The 16,435-nt window shown below is 45.3% G+C and carries 14 protein-coding genes; 1 reads left to right on the top strand and 13 read right to left on the bottom strand.

Annotated features, from left to right (window positions below; all coding sequences use genetic code 11):
• Nucleotides 1–26 precede the first annotated feature (26 nt).
• From AC58P7_RS22830 to AC58P7_RS22805, 6 genes are all read right to left on the bottom strand, one after another.
• Nucleotides 27–989 carry an alpha/beta hydrolase fold domain-containing protein gene (locus AC58P7_RS22830; protein WP_497346958.1) on the bottom strand — a complete coding sequence of 321 codons (963 nt, stop codon included), beginning with the start codon at nucleotides 987–989 and terminating at the stop codon, nucleotides 27–29.
• Nucleotides 982–2,025, bottom strand: a complete 1,044-nt coding sequence (locus AC58P7_RS22825) for a quercetin 2,3-dioxygenase (protein ID WP_497346956.1) — start codon at nucleotides 2,023–2,025, stop codon at nucleotides 982–984. The genes AC58P7_RS22830 and AC58P7_RS22825 overlap by 8 nt, the downstream gene beginning before the upstream one ends.
• 233 nt (nucleotides 2,026–2,258) lie before the next feature.
• The gene (locus AC58P7_RS22820; RefSeq protein ID WP_497347095.1) at nucleotides 2,259–3,719 is read right to left on the bottom strand and encodes an aldehyde dehydrogenase family protein; all 1,461 of its coding nucleotides are present in this window, start codon (nucleotides 3,717–3,719) and stop codon (nucleotides 2,259–2,261) included.
• Nucleotides 3,720–3,790: 71 nt separating this feature from the next.
• A complete protein-coding gene (locus AC58P7_RS22815) occupies nucleotides 3,791–4,627 on the bottom strand; it encodes a carbohydrate ABC transporter permease (RefSeq protein ID WP_497346955.1) in 837 nt (278 codons plus the stop codon).
• Nucleotides 4,624–5,496 (bottom strand): carbohydrate ABC transporter permease, encoded by an 873-nt coding sequence (locus AC58P7_RS22810; RefSeq protein WP_497346953.1) that lies wholly within the window; start codon nucleotides 5,494–5,496, stop codon nucleotides 4,624–4,626. Before AC58P7_RS22810 ends, AC58P7_RS22815 begins: the two co-directional genes overlap by 4 nt.
• 89 nt (nucleotides 5,497–5,585) lie before the next feature.
• Nucleotides 5,586–6,848 (bottom strand): ABC transporter substrate-binding protein, encoded by a 1,263-nt coding sequence (locus tag AC58P7_RS22805; protein ID WP_497346951.1) that lies wholly within the window; start codon nucleotides 6,846–6,848, stop codon nucleotides 5,586–5,588.
• Nucleotides 6,849–7,035: 187 nt separating this feature from the next.
• Here AC58P7_RS22805 and AC58P7_RS22800 point away from each other — a divergent pair, with 187 nt between their 5' ends.
• Entirely contained in the window at nucleotides 7,036–7,983 is a 948-nt protein-coding gene (locus tag AC58P7_RS22800; RefSeq protein WP_497346949.1) for a LysR family transcriptional regulator, read from the top strand.
• A 66-nt stretch (nucleotides 7,984–8,049) separates the two neighbouring features.
• Here the strand turns inward: AC58P7_RS22800 and AC58P7_RS22795 are convergent, their stop codons facing one another.
• The 7 genes from AC58P7_RS22795 to pobA form a co-directional block, all read right to left on the bottom strand.
• Nucleotides 8,050–9,771 carry a thiamine pyrophosphate-binding protein gene (locus tag AC58P7_RS22795; protein WP_497346947.1) on the bottom strand — a complete coding sequence of 574 codons (1,722 nt, stop codon included), beginning with the start codon at nucleotides 9,769–9,771 and terminating at the stop codon, nucleotides 8,050–8,052.
• Between the two features lie 52 nt (nucleotides 9,772–9,823).
• The gene (locus AC58P7_RS22790) at nucleotides 9,824–10,495 is read right to left on the bottom strand and encodes an MBL fold metallo-hydrolase (RefSeq protein ID WP_497346945.1); all 672 of its coding nucleotides are present in this window, start codon (nucleotides 10,493–10,495) and stop codon (nucleotides 9,824–9,826) included.
• A 227-nt stretch (nucleotides 10,496–10,722) separates the two neighbouring features.
• Nucleotides 10,723–12,270 carry a phosphoenolpyruvate carboxykinase (ATP) gene (gene pckA, locus AC58P7_RS22785; protein WP_497346943.1) on the bottom strand — a complete coding sequence of 516 codons (1,548 nt, stop codon included), beginning with the start codon at nucleotides 12,268–12,270 and terminating at the stop codon, nucleotides 10,723–10,725.
• Between the two features lie 359 nt (nucleotides 12,271–12,629).
• Nucleotides 12,630–13,451, bottom strand: a complete 822-nt coding sequence (gene pheA / locus AC58P7_RS22780; RefSeq protein ID WP_497346941.1) for a prephenate dehydratase — start codon at nucleotides 13,449–13,451, stop codon at nucleotides 12,630–12,632.
• 149 nt (nucleotides 13,452–13,600) lie between these two features.
• Nucleotides 13,601–14,926: an MFS transporter gene (locus tag AC58P7_RS22775; protein WP_497346939.1), complete on the bottom strand. Its 1,326-nt coding sequence runs from the start codon at nucleotides 14,924–14,926 to the stop codon at nucleotides 13,601–13,603.
• A 57-nt stretch (nucleotides 14,927–14,983) separates the two neighbouring features.
• Nucleotides 14,984–15,196, bottom strand: coding sequence for a hypothetical protein (locus AC58P7_RS22770; protein ID WP_497346937.1), 213 nt, complete (start codon nucleotides 15,194–15,196; stop codon nucleotides 14,984–14,986).
• Nucleotides 15,197–15,200: 4 nt separating this feature from the next.
• Nucleotides 15,201–16,424 carry a 4-hydroxybenzoate 3-monooxygenase gene (gene pobA, locus AC58P7_RS22765; RefSeq protein ID WP_497346935.1) on the bottom strand — a complete coding sequence of 408 codons (1,224 nt, stop codon included), beginning with the start codon at nucleotides 16,422–16,424 and terminating at the stop codon, nucleotides 15,201–15,203.
• Nucleotides 16,425–16,435 lie beyond the last annotated feature (11 nt).

Raw genomic sequence — 16,435 nt, 5'->3', positions numbered from 1 at the left:
AAGATATGCCAACCGAAACTGCATCTCTACAAGATGAGATGGCTTCGAAAAAATTGTTCGATCAATTTAAAAACACCAAGATTCTCACTTACCGTTTGTTCTGCCATAACCTTTGAGCAACTACTCAAGGTAACCTTGGGTAGATACTCCCGTTCGTCCAAATCGTTCTGATTAAAAAATGCATGTCCAAAACCATCGATTATGCCTAATGTAGTCTCGTTTCCATGAGCCTTTAGCGATTTGTATAGCAGTTCGCTCTGGTGTGCCGGAACAGCCGTATCGTCTGTTCCGTGCAGGATTAGAAATGGCGGGACTTTCTCATGGACATAAGTAATCGGATTTGCTTCTCGTACCCTCTCTGGACAAGTAAGGATCGGCGCCCCGAGCAGCAACGATTCCGGTGAATCGGGGTCCGAACTTCGCTTGGGAATCTTCTTCAAGCGAGTGGATTCTACATCCTTCGAGATGTTTTCTGAAAATAAGCGATGAGCATCCATTTGCAGGAAATCAATGGGGCCATATCCGTCCACAACCGCTTGAACGTCGCTGGAATACTCACCATTTTCGATCGCATCCGACTCACCTTCCAGAACACTCGAGCCTGTCGTCCCGGCTAGTGCAGCCAGATGTCCGCCAGCAGATGATCCCCAAAGTCCGATACGAGCAGGGTCCAAATCATATGTGATTGCGTTAGCACGAACCCAGCGAATAGCCGCTTTTACATCGTGAATTTGTGCTGGGAAATAAGCTTCCCCGCTCAACCTGTAATCAATGCTAACCATGGCATATCCATACTCAGCAAAGAACCTACATAAATCTGGACCCAGCTTCCGGTCCCCAATTCGCCATCCCCCTCCGTGCAACCACACGATGATGGGCAGAGGTCGATCGACCCCCTGAGGGGTATAAAGATCAAGCAAGAGCGGCTTCCCACCAGGAGAAGCGTACACGAGATCCGCAATGCATGTCACAGAATACCTATTATCCATGGCTCGTACCGGTTGGCGCGGGCGGCCGGCCGAACACCTGCAAATCTATCTCTCCAAGCCGCTGAATGACACGATCGAAACGATAAGATGCAGGCTCGATCGGGAATATCGGATACTCATATGGATCTCCAAGAATACGGAAAAATTCCTCGAATTTCCCGGGAGTCAATACCCCTAGAAACTTGGTATAATGAGCGTCCATTCGGAAGTAATGCTTCGTCAAAGCCGGAACAAATACAAAGTCTCCAGGCTTTAAATGCAGTTCATTGCCATCTACCCATAAAGTCATTTCACCTTGAAGACAGAAAAACGTTTCGTCCGTCTCTTTGTGCAGATGCTCTCCGATCGGGTGCCCTTTAGGTCCCTCAGACACAAGTGTGATGTATTGACCGCTGGTGACGGCATCTGTAGACAGCAGGGAATGCACAGTGTCTCCACTTAGTAGATGTTCGCCTTCTCCTGCTTCCAAAACGTATGGGGCAATATTAGTGGGGATCCTATTATTCTGGACCAGTTGCGACTGTAACTCCTTATCCGCTTGCGGAACAAGCTTAATATCCAAGATAACGGAAGCCTTCTCAATTTGCTCAGACAAATTCACCGGATCGCCTAGCGGCGGACGCTCAGCTCTATGAAAAGGGGAACCTAGCATCGAATAGAGAGACGCAACTTCCCCATTCAAAGTAAACGACCAAAAACGGGTCCGATGGCTCATCATTCGATATGCATGTGCAGTACCCGCAGGTATATGCGCGTAATCCCCAGGAGTAAGCAAATAAACGTCTCCATCCATTTCCATTTCCAATCGACCGTCCAGCACATAAATACCTTCGCTTGCCCGTTCATGCAGATGCCTTGGAAAGCGGTCACCCTTTCCCCCCTGCAACATAACGACTTCCATTAATTGACCCGTACTCCTCGCATTCGCAACCACGGTTGCCAGCTGGGTTCCGAACATATACTTTTCTCCCTCACCGCTGAGTATTCGGTAAGGCCGCTTTTCTTGAGGCAATGTGCCATCTAATAAAATAGTCAAAGGACTCAACTCCTCATCAAACTTTGTTTTTTATTTGTTAACGCTTACAAATAGAATAATACAAAAGGTATGAGGTTTGAAATAGTTACTTTTGATTTCAGAAATCACAATTTCTGATTTCCAGTGTGAGGATTCATCTTAACAACAGTTTACATAGTTTTCCGATCTAAAACAATCGAATCTCCTGGCGGAAACATGCTCATATTAATCGTCGAAAGTTCCTCTATATTGATTTAGAAAGGAAAGTGACGATATTTCGTTTGCAACGAAACCCACTTCATGACCGTAAATTCATCGACTATCCAAGGATTTCCGAACCTACCAGTGCCGCTCGCCTTATTGCCTCCGAAAGGAATATTAGGACTGTCATTTACCGTCTGATCGTTAATATGCGTCATTCCGCTTTCGATTTGCAGTGCATATTCTTCTCCCTTTATCAAATCGCTTGTAAATATCGAAGAGCTTAAACCATATTCCGTTTCGTTGGCAAAGCGGATAGCCTCTTCATCACTATCCGCTTTGATAATTGTCGCAATCGGTGCAAAAAGTTCCGTCTGCGCAAGCTTGCTGGAATTGTCGACATCGACAAATACATAAGGCGTTATAATGTTTCCTACTTGTTTTCCTTCCAGCGCCATTCGCGCCCCTGAGCGTTTCGCCTCATCAATTACGTTAACCGCTTTCTCTAACTGCTTTTCGTTCACAAGAGGTCCAATAACCGTTCCCGGATCGCTTGGATCACCATAAGGCAACACTTTCACTCTTTCCACAAAAGCTTGAACAAATGCATCGTATTTATCTTTGTGAACGATCAGGCGATTTATGATCATACAAATTTGCCCTTGATGAATGAATTTCCCGAATATGGCGGCATCTACCGCCCGCTCCACATCGGCGTCCGACAGAACAACAAACGGACTATTGCCGCCGAGTTCAAGAATGAATCGTTTCAAATTTTTTCCAGCGATCGAACCGATGTATTTTCCTACTGCTGTTGAACCGGTGAAGCTGATTAAATTTGAATTCGAATTCGTCAGCATTTCATCCCCGATTTCCGGGATATCCGTAAAGATTACGTTCAATACGCCCTTAGGCAGGCCTGCGTATTCGAAAGCTTTCGCGATGATCCCGCCCCCTGTCAATCCAACCTGAATATCGGGCTTATGGACCACACTATTGCCCAAGGCGATTGCGGGTGCAATCGTTCTCAACGACAGATTCATCGGAAAGTTAAAGGGAGATATCGACGACACGACACCAATAGGGAGGCGATGAATATGGTTGACTTTCCCCTCAATTGTGGAAGGCACTTCCCTGATCGTGTCGATTTCATCGACATAAAGAAGTGCTTCCTCCAGAAGTTCTAGGGAAAGATGTACTTCAATATTGGCCTTTAACAGGGTGCCACCCGTCTCACGGACAATGACATCTACAATTGCCGGCTGGTTCGCTTTGAGAAACTCGGCTGCCTTTTTGAGCACCAATTTCCTCTGTTCGGCGGAGGATTTCCCCCATCCTTTTTGGGCTATTTTGGCAAGCTCAAATGCCTCTTGAACCTGTTTCTCCGTTGCCAACCGAACCGTCGTCACAACTGAATTGTCGTATGGATTCAGGATATCCACGGTCCTTCCGCTCAACCCCTCCGTCCAGACACCGTTAATGAAGCTATTGTTTGCATCTTTAAACATCGTCATTGTAGTCATATAAAAACTCCTCACACAATTATTTTTTAAGGGCTTACTTTAGTAGACCTGCTTGGCAAAATTTAGCTTTTTAACGAGCCTTCCGTTAAGCCCCCTATTAAATATTTTTGAATGAAAGCATAAAAGATCAGCATCGGAAAAATAGAAAGTGAGTAGGCCGCATATTGCACAGGCACACCGATGTCCGTTCTCGCCTTGAGATTATACTGAAATAAGGGCAGTGTCCAATTGGAGGAGGACTTATTCAGCAAGATGTAAGGCAGCGTGAAATCATTCCATATGTGCAGAGCGTTAATGATCAGAATTGTTATCGTAATCGGCTTCATTATAGGATAAATCACTTTAAAGAAGATTTTCCATGTATTGCATCCATCAACGGAGGCCGCTTCCTCCATCTCCATCGGAATGGTTTTTAAATAGCTGACGCAAAGAAATACCCCTTGAATAAATGCGGCTGTCACATAAATGATGATTAGTCCGATAGGATTGGTAAGTTGGAGCTTGCTCATAAGCTTCAAGGTAGGAAGCATGAGAATCAGCACCGGTACGAAAATGCCTGCGGTATACATCAAAAACAAGCCTTTAAAATACCAATTGTTGAAGCTTCGCGAAATCGCATACCCGCTCATTGGGACAAGTATAATGATACATAACGTTGCAATAGCAGCAATTACCAATGAATTCAATAAAGTTTCCCCGATGTTGGGCATCGCGAATAAGGCACGGAAATTTTCTAAATAGAAGGAAGACGGCAAAGCAAAAAAGCGATCCGCCGTCTCAAATGGCGTCTTAAATACCGTGACGAAGGTCAAGTACATCGGAAAGGCAATTAGTAAAACACCCGTCAGCAGAAGTAAATGAACGCCTATTTTCATAGACACAGGGTATTTTCCGATCATTGCTGATCCACTCCCTTCCGGTTAAAATATTTGAACTGCAAAACGGAAATGAAGCAAATTACGGCTAAAAGGACAACCGATTGGGCGGCGCCGTAACCAAATTTTAAATTGGAAAATCCTTGCTTATAAATCAACAGGCCAATGGATTCCGTTGCGAAACCTGGCCCTCCTCCCGTCATGGCTAATATATAGTCAAAGGTCGTCAGACCCGCCTTGATTTTGAGCACTAGCACGATGCCCAGCACAGGGACGAGGTAAGGAAACGTAATGCTGAAAAATCGTTGTGTCCGATTTGCACCATCGATCGTTGCAGCTTCGTACAGGCTTTTCGGAACGCTTTGCAAGCCGCCCAAAAACAAAACGATCGGGATCGCCACTCCCTGCCAAACGTTAACGGTTAATATGCCATACATCGCAAGATTCGAATTTCCCAGAATATTACTGGATAGTGCATGAATCTCAAGCCATTTCCCCACTTCAGGTACGGCTTCGAAAAAGATGGAATTCCAGATCAACCCTACCACAACAGCGCCAAGTACCGCAGGAAAGAAGAAAACAGAACGGTAGAAGGTTTTAAACGGTATCAGTGACGAATTTAGTACTAGCGCTATGCAAAGAGAAATCAAAGTAACCATGGATGTCAACAATAATGTATACAATAACGTAAAGCTAATGTCGCTCTTCACACGAGAGTCCTTGGCCATATCGATGAAATTTTGAAGCCCGACGAAGCTATATTTTGGTGAAAGTCCATCCCAATCCGTGACGCTATAGAAGATGCCCATGGATAGTGGAATCAGAAAGAACACTGCAAACAAAAGGAGACCAGGCAATGTGAATAGGACCAAGGTCAACCTACGGGAATTCATCCGCTTCACCACCGTCGTTAATTGAACTTGAGAGAGGGCCGCTATGGCCCTCTCAGAGTTGTAATTCCTAGGATCGTCATTTGTCCTCATCATTGCTTCCCATAGAAAAGATTGTCAATGTCAGCTATGAATTGATTGGCGTCCTTCTTTTCAACATATTTTTGGACATTGCTGCCAAAATCGTTGGCTTGACTTGTGCTCCAAATGAAGTCAGGCCAAGCGAAAACCTTGCCTTTGGCAATCAGATCTAAGAGCAGGCTTAGTTCCTTAGCGGTAGGTGATACCCCTTTGATGGCCGACGGTCCTTTCTCCACCTTCTCAAATACTTGCGCGGTCTCGGTCTGCGCCCAAAATTCGAGAAACTTTTTCGCTTCCGCTTTATGCTTCGCATTCTTTGGAATCGATAACTGGAAGCCAATGCCTAATGGCGCTTTGATCGCTTCCACAGTGTCGCCCGGCAATGGGAAAACTGCAAATTCCATGTTCGGGTTAATTTGGCTAACCTGCTGCACTAGCACCGAAACGTAGGGCATCATAGCAACTTTTCCAGTCGCAAATTGGTTCACAGCATCACTTGTCGAGAAGGTTAAGCTTGGCTCTCCATATTTGCGAAGCTCAGTAAATAGCTCAGCGGCCTTTCGAATATCTTTGTTATCCTTTAACGAGGCCTTCTTGTCCATCGCATCTTTAAACACCTGCTGTGGATTTGCTGCAAAGGCCCCTATGTAAGACTCAAAGTTTTTATAGTCACGGGGCACTAAATCTTTATCTGGGAAAACGAACGGCGTTTTGCCTGTTGCTTGTATTTTTTTAGCGATTGAAATGAGCTCATCATGGGTTTTAGGCACTTCTAGACCGAGCTCCTTGAAAAGTGCTTTATTATAGTAAATGCCCCAAGTATTCAACACAACCGGCAGTCCGTAATCCTTGCCGTTCACTCTTGTAATTTTCAATGCATCTGGAATGACATTGTTGATAAAGCCTTCACCAGATAAATCCTCGAGCATCCCGTTTTGAATGTAACGGTAGAAGGAAGGATTCATATTATTATTAAAAAGATCGGGCACTTCGTTAGACGCCATTCTCATATCAAGCACGTTAAAGGCGTCGGGTACGATGTTTTGCTTGATCTTTATGTTCGAATTTTTTTGTTCGAACGCTTGGATGACCTCGTTAATGGATTTTTCCGCTTGGCCTGCGAATTGAAAAAACTCCAGTGTCACCGGTTCGGCACCATTCTCCTTCGCATTATCCACAGTAGCTGACGGCTCTGCGCTGCATCCCGTTACTATCATGCCAAGCATAAGCAAAGCTGCGACCAGATGTGTTTTACGTTTCCCGTTCATCGTCATAAATGGTTGACCTCCTTCTATCATCTGCTTTTTAGCAAATCATCGTTTTTATGGAAGCGTTATCATTTCCTAGTTTAACAAGGGATTTAAGACATTAGAAATCTCGTTTTCCTATTTCTGTAATCACTATTTCTTATTAAAGCTTTTCTTCAAAATGGTATAATTACGTATAAAAGGAGGGATCAGGATGGATCTTCGTCAATTGCGATACTTCATCTCGGTAGCAGAGCACCTCAACTTTACGGAAGCCGCCAATCAGCTGTACGTGGCCCAATCTGCAGTTAGCCAGCAAATTGCTGAGTTAGAGAGCAAAATTGGTGTAAGGCTGTTTCATAGAAATAAGCGCAGTGTCCAGTTGACTGCAGCAGGGACTGCCTTTCTGAAGGAAGCAGTAAAGATTGTGGATGCCTCCGTTGAAGCGATCGAAACCGCCCGGAAGGCTGAGGCCGGAACTATTGGCGGGCTTAAAGTCGGTTTTTTGGGAGCGCTAGTTAAACAATTCTTCCCTGCACTCCTTCGGCAGTTTCATCACAGCTACCCCGACGTTGATTTGCGGCTCAGTCAATATAACCACGGACAATTAAATGAGGCGATTGAATCTGACGAGATCGATCTGGGTTTTACGAATTCGTTTGGACTCCACAATATGAGCTGGCTGCAAAAGCGTAAGGTATTCACAGAAACCTCCGTAATCGTCATGCACTTCGAGCATCCGTTAGCAACCCGCCAAGCCGTCTGTCTTGGTGAATTGTCCAAAGAGCCGTTTGTTGTTCCAAGCAGAAAAAATTCTCCTCAAAGCTTCGATCGTTTGCTCCATCTTTGTTCTTGCAGCGGCTTCTCCCCGATTGTTGCCAGTCAAACAGGCAGTGTTGAAACGGTGCTGATGCTCGTGGAGGCAGGAATCGGTGTTGCTATTGTTCCGAAAAGTTTGGCAACAAACGCGAATCATTCCCTTCGCTTTATTCCAATGGAAGGAGTACAGACTCACTTCGACCTCATCGTAGCTTGGAAAAACACGAATATGAATCCTGTTATTCCCTTGTTTCTTGAAGAACTGGAGTCGGTAAGATCGAAGCTGTTCGTTCAAGCCCCCCCGACCGCGTCGATCCACTCTGGCGTACAAAGGGGAAACTAATAAGCCATTCGAAGCTCCTTACTCTAGAAAATGATTTTGCCTTACGTAAGACTGTCTATCCGTTCATTAGTGCATTATGATGTCCAAGCCTGCCGTGCTCATCGCCCCTACATACGGCTTGGCGGGATGTGAATCGAACCACACCAATGCCTCAATGACAGCAGGCAAGCCGGATTGAAGCGCCCTCTCCAGCGCAGGTACAATGTCCTCGGGCCGTGTGATCCTTTCCCCATAGCAGCCGAAAGAACGTGCGATTTCAGCATAATTCGTGTCTGACAGTTCGACACCGTATTCATACTTAAACATGCTTTGTTGGCTGCTTTTTTGTATTCCCCACGATTCGTTGTTATGAATAATATGGACAACGGTTATCCCATAACGACGAGCCGTATCGAGCTCCTGCAACGTAAAGCCGAACGAGCCGTCTCCAGTGATACTGAAAACCGGTCGGTCCGGATGCAGCAGCTTAATGGCATGAGCATAAGGTGTACCGAAGCCAAGCTGGGCCATGCCTGGATCATGGAACCGAGTCCGAGGCTCGCGGACAGGCGTCAGATCATTGCTCCAGAAGGTCGTATGACCGCCGTCGAAAACAACCAACGCATCCTCCGCCAGCCATCCGCCTATCGTCTCGGCCAATAATGCAGGGTGCATGGCCTTATCATTCTCATTCACATTTGCTGTCAATTCGCTTCGGTATAAGGAGTAGGTGCTCAGAAGAGACATGAGCCAAGGGCGTTCGGATATGGTGGCGTACTTACGCGCATCCAAGGCTTCCAACAGATCTTCAAGAATGGTCTTCGCATCGCCTAGCAGCCCTATTTCCACCCGATTGAGCTTACCAATAGCCGAAGGGTCGATATCGATGTGGATTAGCTTCTGCTGAAGCTCTCCGTCTACAATAGGTCCTTGTTTATCCCAAACCCATGATGAGAACCTGCACCCTACGGCTAAGACGACATCCGCCTCCTTCATCGCACGAATGACAGCATGGCCGCCAATTACGCCGCCTTGACCAATATAATGCGGCTCCAGGCTGGAAACGGCCCCGATACCCATTTGCGTGGCGGTTGACGGCGCTCCCAGCAGTTTTGCAAGCTTACGAAATTCCGGAACCGCTTCCGAGACAATAACACCGCCTCCGGCTATCAGTAGAGGACGCTCGGCCTTAGTGAGCAAATCCACCGCTTGCTCCACCTGACATGCCGAGGTTCGGGATCGTCCGACGACCCTATAATGCTTGGGCTCTACATCAAAGATGGATTCATCGATATCCACCGTGGAAACTAGCGCATCCGCAGAGAAGTCCAAATGCACGGGCCCGGGTTTTCCCAGCAGCGCCTCACGGAATGCCCATCGCACCAACTCCGGAATCCGCAGTGGGTCACTTACCAACGCATTCCATTTGGTTATAGGTTTGAACAAATTGACAGCATCCATATCCATAAACATGCCGTTAAATGGGTAAATTCCTTTATTCGGATTGTTAGATGTCATGGCTATCATTGGGATATTGTTGTTGAATGCGCTTGCAACACCGGTAACCAAGTTTCCCCCTCCGGGACCCATATCGCCAAGGCATACACCAAGGCGGCCTGTAGAATGAAAGGTAGCCGCCGCCATATGCGCCGCGGATGCTTCGTGCCGGACTCCGATATATTCAACCGAAGGATCCAGTGAGATAGCCCTAATAAAGGTCATAAACCGGCCTCCAACAATCCCGTACACATATGGGATTTGCTCAGCCTTCAGGGATCGAAGCAGAATTTCTCCTCCGGTCATTTTCATTGATATAATTCTCCTTACACTATGTATTTTTCATTTGATTGGGTCCGATAGCTTACTCCATTCTTGAGGCTATGCTTAGAAGTGAAGCACGCACATCCTCCGTACACTCCCCTCCGTGATAGCACAAAACTTTATCGAATTCGTAGCCTAAACATTTCCCCAAAGAAAAATAAGCCTCTTTCATGTTAAGTGTGAATTGCGGGTTCGGACCGAGAAGTCGTCCAGACGCAGCTGTAGTTGCATCTGCAGCGATCAGCGCTTTATATCGATGGCTGTATAAGCTAATGTGATCTGGCGTATGGCCAGGCGTCGATATAACCGTGATCCCTCCGCAATATGGCAGGTATTCACCGTCATCAATCGTTCGGTTCACTTGAACTGGCTTTGAGAGGATTTTTGCTTTAATCAATCGAATTTCGCCTTGGATATAGGGCTTAGTTTTCTCATGTGCCAATACTTCGATCTTGTGTTTTGCTTCACTTAACAGCTCTGGAAGGCATCCGATATGATCCCAATCTTGATGTGTAATAATAATTCTGGATAATTTCTCGAACCGAACACCGAGCTTTTCCATTTCCTTACGAATCGAAGCTGTTTGTTCAGGCAAGCACGTGTCCATTAGTATGGCTTCATTCTCATCCCAGATTAACGTTGGGTTAAACGTTTTCGATTCTCCGTTAGCACTCACAGTAATGTTGAGCAGAGCCAATCCTTCAATTGTCATTTTAGATACCACAACTTGTTTTTGAGTTATGGCAACCCCCTTCTTGTTTTCTTATTTTTATCATAAATCAAATAAAATTCATTTTGAAATACGTAAAACATATTGCAGTAATCTAATTTACTTATGAGCAAAATACTCTTTTTACAATCCAAATATATAGTAACCGCTTAGATCCCGCATTTAGATCTCATAAGAAAAAACCTGCCAGAGGCAGGCCTTCGGAGTTACTAATACGAATTTTGACTTAGACTTTCATTAAACTTTTCAAAATTGCGAGTAAACCGTTCAGCCAACTCCCAAGCGGCCTTCTCATAAGCCTCTTGATCCTGCCAAGTATGACGGGGAACAAGAACATTGCTTGGAACCCCCTCCACGAAATCGGGACAGAGCACACCAAAGATCGGATCGGCCGTAAACGTCGCTTGCTCGATACTTCCATTCAAAGCAGCGGTTACCATCGCACGGGTGAAAGTTAAATTCATCCTTTTCCCTATACCATAGGGACCCCCGGACCATCCTGTGTTAACCAAATACACGTTAACTTGGTGCTCCTCAATTTTATTACCCAATAGCTTTGCGTACACCGTTGGATGAAGCGGAAGGAAAGGCGCCCCAAAGCAAGTGGAAAATGTCGCCTCCGGTTCCGTTACCCCTCTTTCAGTTCCTGCCAGCTTCGAAGTATACCCTGACAAGAAATGATACATCGCCTGTTCTTTCGTCAGCTTCGAAATGGGAGGCAGCACGCCGAAAGCATCAGCTGTTAAGAAGATGATGACGTTCGGATGACCCGCTTTCCCTGGGATGACAGCATCAGGTATTAAATCGATCGGATAAGCGGCCCGCGTATTTTCTGTCGTCCGGGTATCGTTATAATCCGATCTGCCTGTCTCTGGATCCAAAACGACATTTTCTAAAACCGAACCATAACGGATAGCCTGCCAGATTTGCGGTTCCTTTTCTTCGGATAGATTGGCACACTTGGCATAACATCCGCCCTCAAAGTTATAGACGCCTTGATCGGTCCAGCCATGCTCATCGTCCCCAATCAACCTGCGGTTTGGGTCAGCGGAAAGCGTCGTTTTCCCCGTTCCGGATAACCCAAAGAATAAGGCTACATCGTCTTTCTCTCCAACATTGGCTGAGCAATGCATGGGAAGAACGTCACGGAAAGGGAGCAAATAATTCAGAACGCTAAAAATCGATTTTTTCATCTCTCCTGCATACTCGGTTCCACCAATGAGAACCAATTTCCTTTCAAATGAAAGGCAGATAAACGTTTCAGAGCGCGTACCGTCCACTTCCGGATCAGCTTTTAAGCCCGGCAGTGCGATCATGGTGAACTCCGAATTATGTGTTTGCAATTCTTCCTGTGTCGGACGAACAAAAAGCTGCTGAACAAATAAATTATGCCACGCATATTCATTCACGATGCGAATGGGTAACCGATACTCCGAATCCGTCCCGGCATAGCCGTCGAATACAAACAAATTCTTATCCGACATATAGTTTTGCGCTTTTTGGTAGAGCCGCTCGAACTGAAGCTGTGAGATTGGTGAATTCACAGCCCCCCAATCTATGTGATCCATGACGGAAGGTTCTTGGACAATGAACTTATCTTTTGGGGAACGTCCGGTATATTTCCCTGTGTTCACTTGTAATGCTCCTGAGGAAGCTAGAACCCCTTCCTTCCGTTCTAATGCAATTTCTACCAGTTGGGATACGGGTAAATTATTAGATATCATACCTATTTTCAACTGCTGCAACTTGGCTTCCATCCTCATCAATTCCCTTCGTTGTCCTTCGTATAGTTTATTTCGAAAATCAATTTGGATCTCATCCCAAATTTCGCTGATCTTGGAAGTCCCCTACTGTCATATAGTATGTATTATTTATTTATTAGTATATAATAAATAACCATTTACGTGTGATAGATAATATTAATAATGTACTATATAATTATTTATGTTCCATACAAATCAGTTCCAACACCTATTACAAGGTGTGGAGATCTATAGCGTTTAGCTGATGGGTCTGTGCCCTATTGTGAAAATAAAATAAAGGAGCAACGAATTTTAAATTCAATCTGCCCCTTTTCTATCAATTACTAGTATTAAATGTTCCCGATATTAACAAACTAGAGTTTAATGCTATTGTAGCTTCCCAGCAAACGAACATCATGACCAAGCGTGCTAAGAATGGCCATAGTCTTGGACAAGGCAGGATGTTGACTACCAAGTTCTAGTTCCAAAAAAAATTGATAAGATCCCAGTTTTCGCTTAGTCGGTCTGGATTCAATCCAAGTAAGGTTAATGCCTAGTGCAGACAAGACATTCAAGATACTGGATAATACTCCTGCTTGGTCTTTTTCCGGGTTTATCAATAATAACGATTTTTGTGTACGGGCTATGGGATCGCTGTCTTTTGTTACTACGAAAAAACGTGTCTGATTCTCTTGAAAATCCTCAATATTTCTAACTGCAATATCTAACCCAAACAATGTAGCAGCCCATTCGGATCCTACTGCTGCAACATCGCGTCGAGTTGTTTTCTTAATTGCCTCTGCAGCCAATGCAGTACTTGAATAATCTATAGTCGGAATCTTCAATTCACGAACAAACTCCCTGCATTGGGCTAGGGCTGGAGGAATTGACCATATTTCTTTTACGTCCTTAACTTGTACTCCTTCTTTGACTAATAAATGCATGAAAACAGGAAATATAACCTCAGCTTGAATCATCAACTTGTGCTTAATAATCCCGTCCAAAGTAATATTAATTGATCCCTCAATTGAATTTTCAATCGGAACAAACCCTTGATCGACTAGATTATCCGCAACAGCCTCAATGACTTCGATCAGTGTTTCGCACATGTAAAAGTCCACCTGTGAATTTTTATAATAACGATGAGCCGCTTCGTCCGAAAATGTACCTTGCGGTCCTAGACAGGAAATTTTCATAGTAAGTATCCCTCTCGAGAATTTATTTGGTAAACCAACATAATTAAGTAAAGCCGGTAATCAGATCATTCGATCAGATTCTCGGCTTTTTAAATTCTTAAGCTCCTTACCTCTGTGTATTCGATTGTGCGATCCGTTTCCACTCGAAGTTATCGAAGGTCGTCTAAAATCTCGTCTTCTGCTTTTTTTGATCTTTCGGAAGACATCTCAGGAATAGGTGCGACTGCTGCGGCACTGAGCAACCCCGAAACGGCAAATAATCCATAGAAGAACACGAAGCCTCCAGTTGCAATTAGCGAAGGTGCTATGATTGCTGTCAATGAATTGGGTAGAGCAGTCGCGATGTTCATAAGTCCATAATCTTTGGCCGCATCTTCCTTTCTCGGTAATATTCTGGCAATTAGTGCAGTGTCTACGGCCAAATACATCCCGTAACCGAAGCCCAATAACGCATTGCCAATGAGAGCGATTATGAAAGTCGGTGAAATCGCCATCGTAGCGAGGCCAATCCCCATCATGATCGCAGCCCCGGCTACGAAAGGCTTTTGCTTTTTAAGTTTATCTGACAATAAGCCGCCAAGAACGCTGGAGAGAGCTAGACATATCGTTTGGGTGGCTTGTAAAATAGTCGCCATCCCTGTAACCTCCGATTGGGAGTAATGAAATCTATCCATAAGGAACAGTGTGTTATAGATGATAGTAAAGAATCCAAGGCTTGCAAAAAATCTTGTTATCATTCCCCATGTAAAGCTAGGAAAACGTCTTGGGCTAGGATATATACGCGATAACGTTTCCCTGAAAGTCAGCCTCTCTTTACTCACACCAGATGCTGCTTCCAAAGGAACTTCCTTTATCAGTAAACAAGCGATGAGGCCTGTAACGGAGCCAATAATCGCTAATGTGTTCCATTTCATCTCTAACGATGCACCGGTCATGATGGTCATGACAATCATGCCGATCGTAATCGCCACTGGGTTAAATATACCGATTATTCCGGAGAAGGTTCCTTGTTTGGATGGATGGACTTGTTCTGGAATTAACGCCATATAAGAAGACAAGGCAAAGACGAAAAACAAGTTGGCTAGCGACCAGAATACGACGACCAATCCTACCGTATGCGAGAAATTAATACCAACCAACGCCGCACTTCCAAGCAAGCTGCCTATTAATATCCAGATTCTCCTACGTCCTAATTTTGCTTTTGTCCGGTCCCCAATTGCCCCGCCTAACACTCCCATAATCATGCCTACAATAGAACCAATTCCAGACACCAAAGCAAATGAAGCAGTCACATCATTTGGGGCAACCTCCATCATCTTAAAAGTTAATAAGAGCAAAGAAGGAATGGCGACTGCAATGTAATATCCAAGCATTCCGATACTTAATGCAGTTGCAAGTCTTCCAAATGACGTTTTAGTCGAAGGCGAATCGTTTCGACTTGATTGTTTCCCTTTCACTGCTGGAGACACTTCCATAGAATTCAACTCCTATTCATTCAAGAAATTTCCATTTGACGTCTCCTGATCCATAAACTATATGCTGCTTCCCGACAATTCTTCTTCAAGAGCTCTAATCATTGCTTCCAGTTCGGCAAAACTTTCTACGATCTCTTGAATACGCTCGCTCTGTTCACCAACATTGGCAAGTACTTCTTCTGCGCCTGCATCAGATTGTTCGGTCACTCTCGAAACAGAAGTAACTTCAACTACAATCTTCTTGGATGAATGCTGCAGTTTTTGGATCATAGTGTCAACAGCAGAAACTTGATTCTCTACTTCCTCGGAATTCTTCGTATTCCATTGGCAAGCCCACATAATTCTCGGCCAGACTGACAGAGGCTGCCTTGGATGATGTAATATAATCAAGCTCTGCAAGTTGAATTTTTCGCTCAAACGGAGAATGATCGTCGTAGCGGTGCAGCATGCTTGTCATAGCATAAGAGAACCGTTCCGCTTTCCAGATGCGTCGGAGGACGATTTCGGAATACCCGTCAAGCATTTCGGTTTTGCCAGACGTATAATAACGCTTTAAGCCTTCTGCGAGCACACGGATGTCGGCGGTAGCGAGATTGAGCCCTTTCGCTCCGGTTGGAGGAACGATATGTGCGGCATCACCGGCAAGGAAGAGCCTTCCATATTGCATCGGATCACATACGAAACTTCTCATCGGCACGATACCTTTCTGGAAAATCCCCCCTTCAATCAACTTAAAGCCATCGCGAGTTTCTAAACGCTTATGCAGCTCGGACCAAATCCGATCGTCGGACCATTCCTTGATATTATCCTTGGGGTTCACCTGAAGGTATAAACGTTGGATTTCCGGAGAACGAGTGCTTAACAAGGCAAAGCCTCGTTCATGGTTGGCATACACAAGTTCCGCAGCCGATGATGGCGCTTTCACTAAAATGCCGAGCCATCCGTGCGGGTACACTTTCTGATACTCTGTGCGAACGGACTGTGGAATTGTAGGCCGACTCGGCCCATGGAAGCCATCACAGCCCGCGATAAAATCGCACGAAATTTCTTGCAGCTCACCATCCTTGTCGGGACGGAATTTAATTTTTGGGGAGTCAGTATCAACATCATGAAGACTAACATCACCCACGTTAAAAATAATCGTTCCCCCCGCCTGCAGACGAGCAGCGACGAGGTCTTTGATGATTTCATGCTGCGCATATACCGTGATATGCTTGCCGCCTGTCAGCTCGTGCACGTTAATACGGTGTCCTCTCCCATTGAAGCGAAGCTCGAATCCTTCATGAAAATGGCCCTCACGCATCATACGATCGCCAACACCCATTGCTTTCATCAGTTCGACAGTACCATGCTCCAAAACACCTGCTCGAATCGTACCTTCGATTTCTTCCCGCGTTCGGCTTTCCAGGATCACCGAATCGATCCCCTGCAAATAAAGCAGATGCGAGAGCATCAAGCCGGCGGGGCCAGCTCCGATGATACCAACTTGTGTTTTCATATGACCAGCCT

This window comes from Paenibacillus sp. J22FR5 (assembly GCF_059691975.1).
Note: the sequence above shows the minus strand (reverse complement) of the source record. Positions and strands in the feature narration are given on the sequence as shown.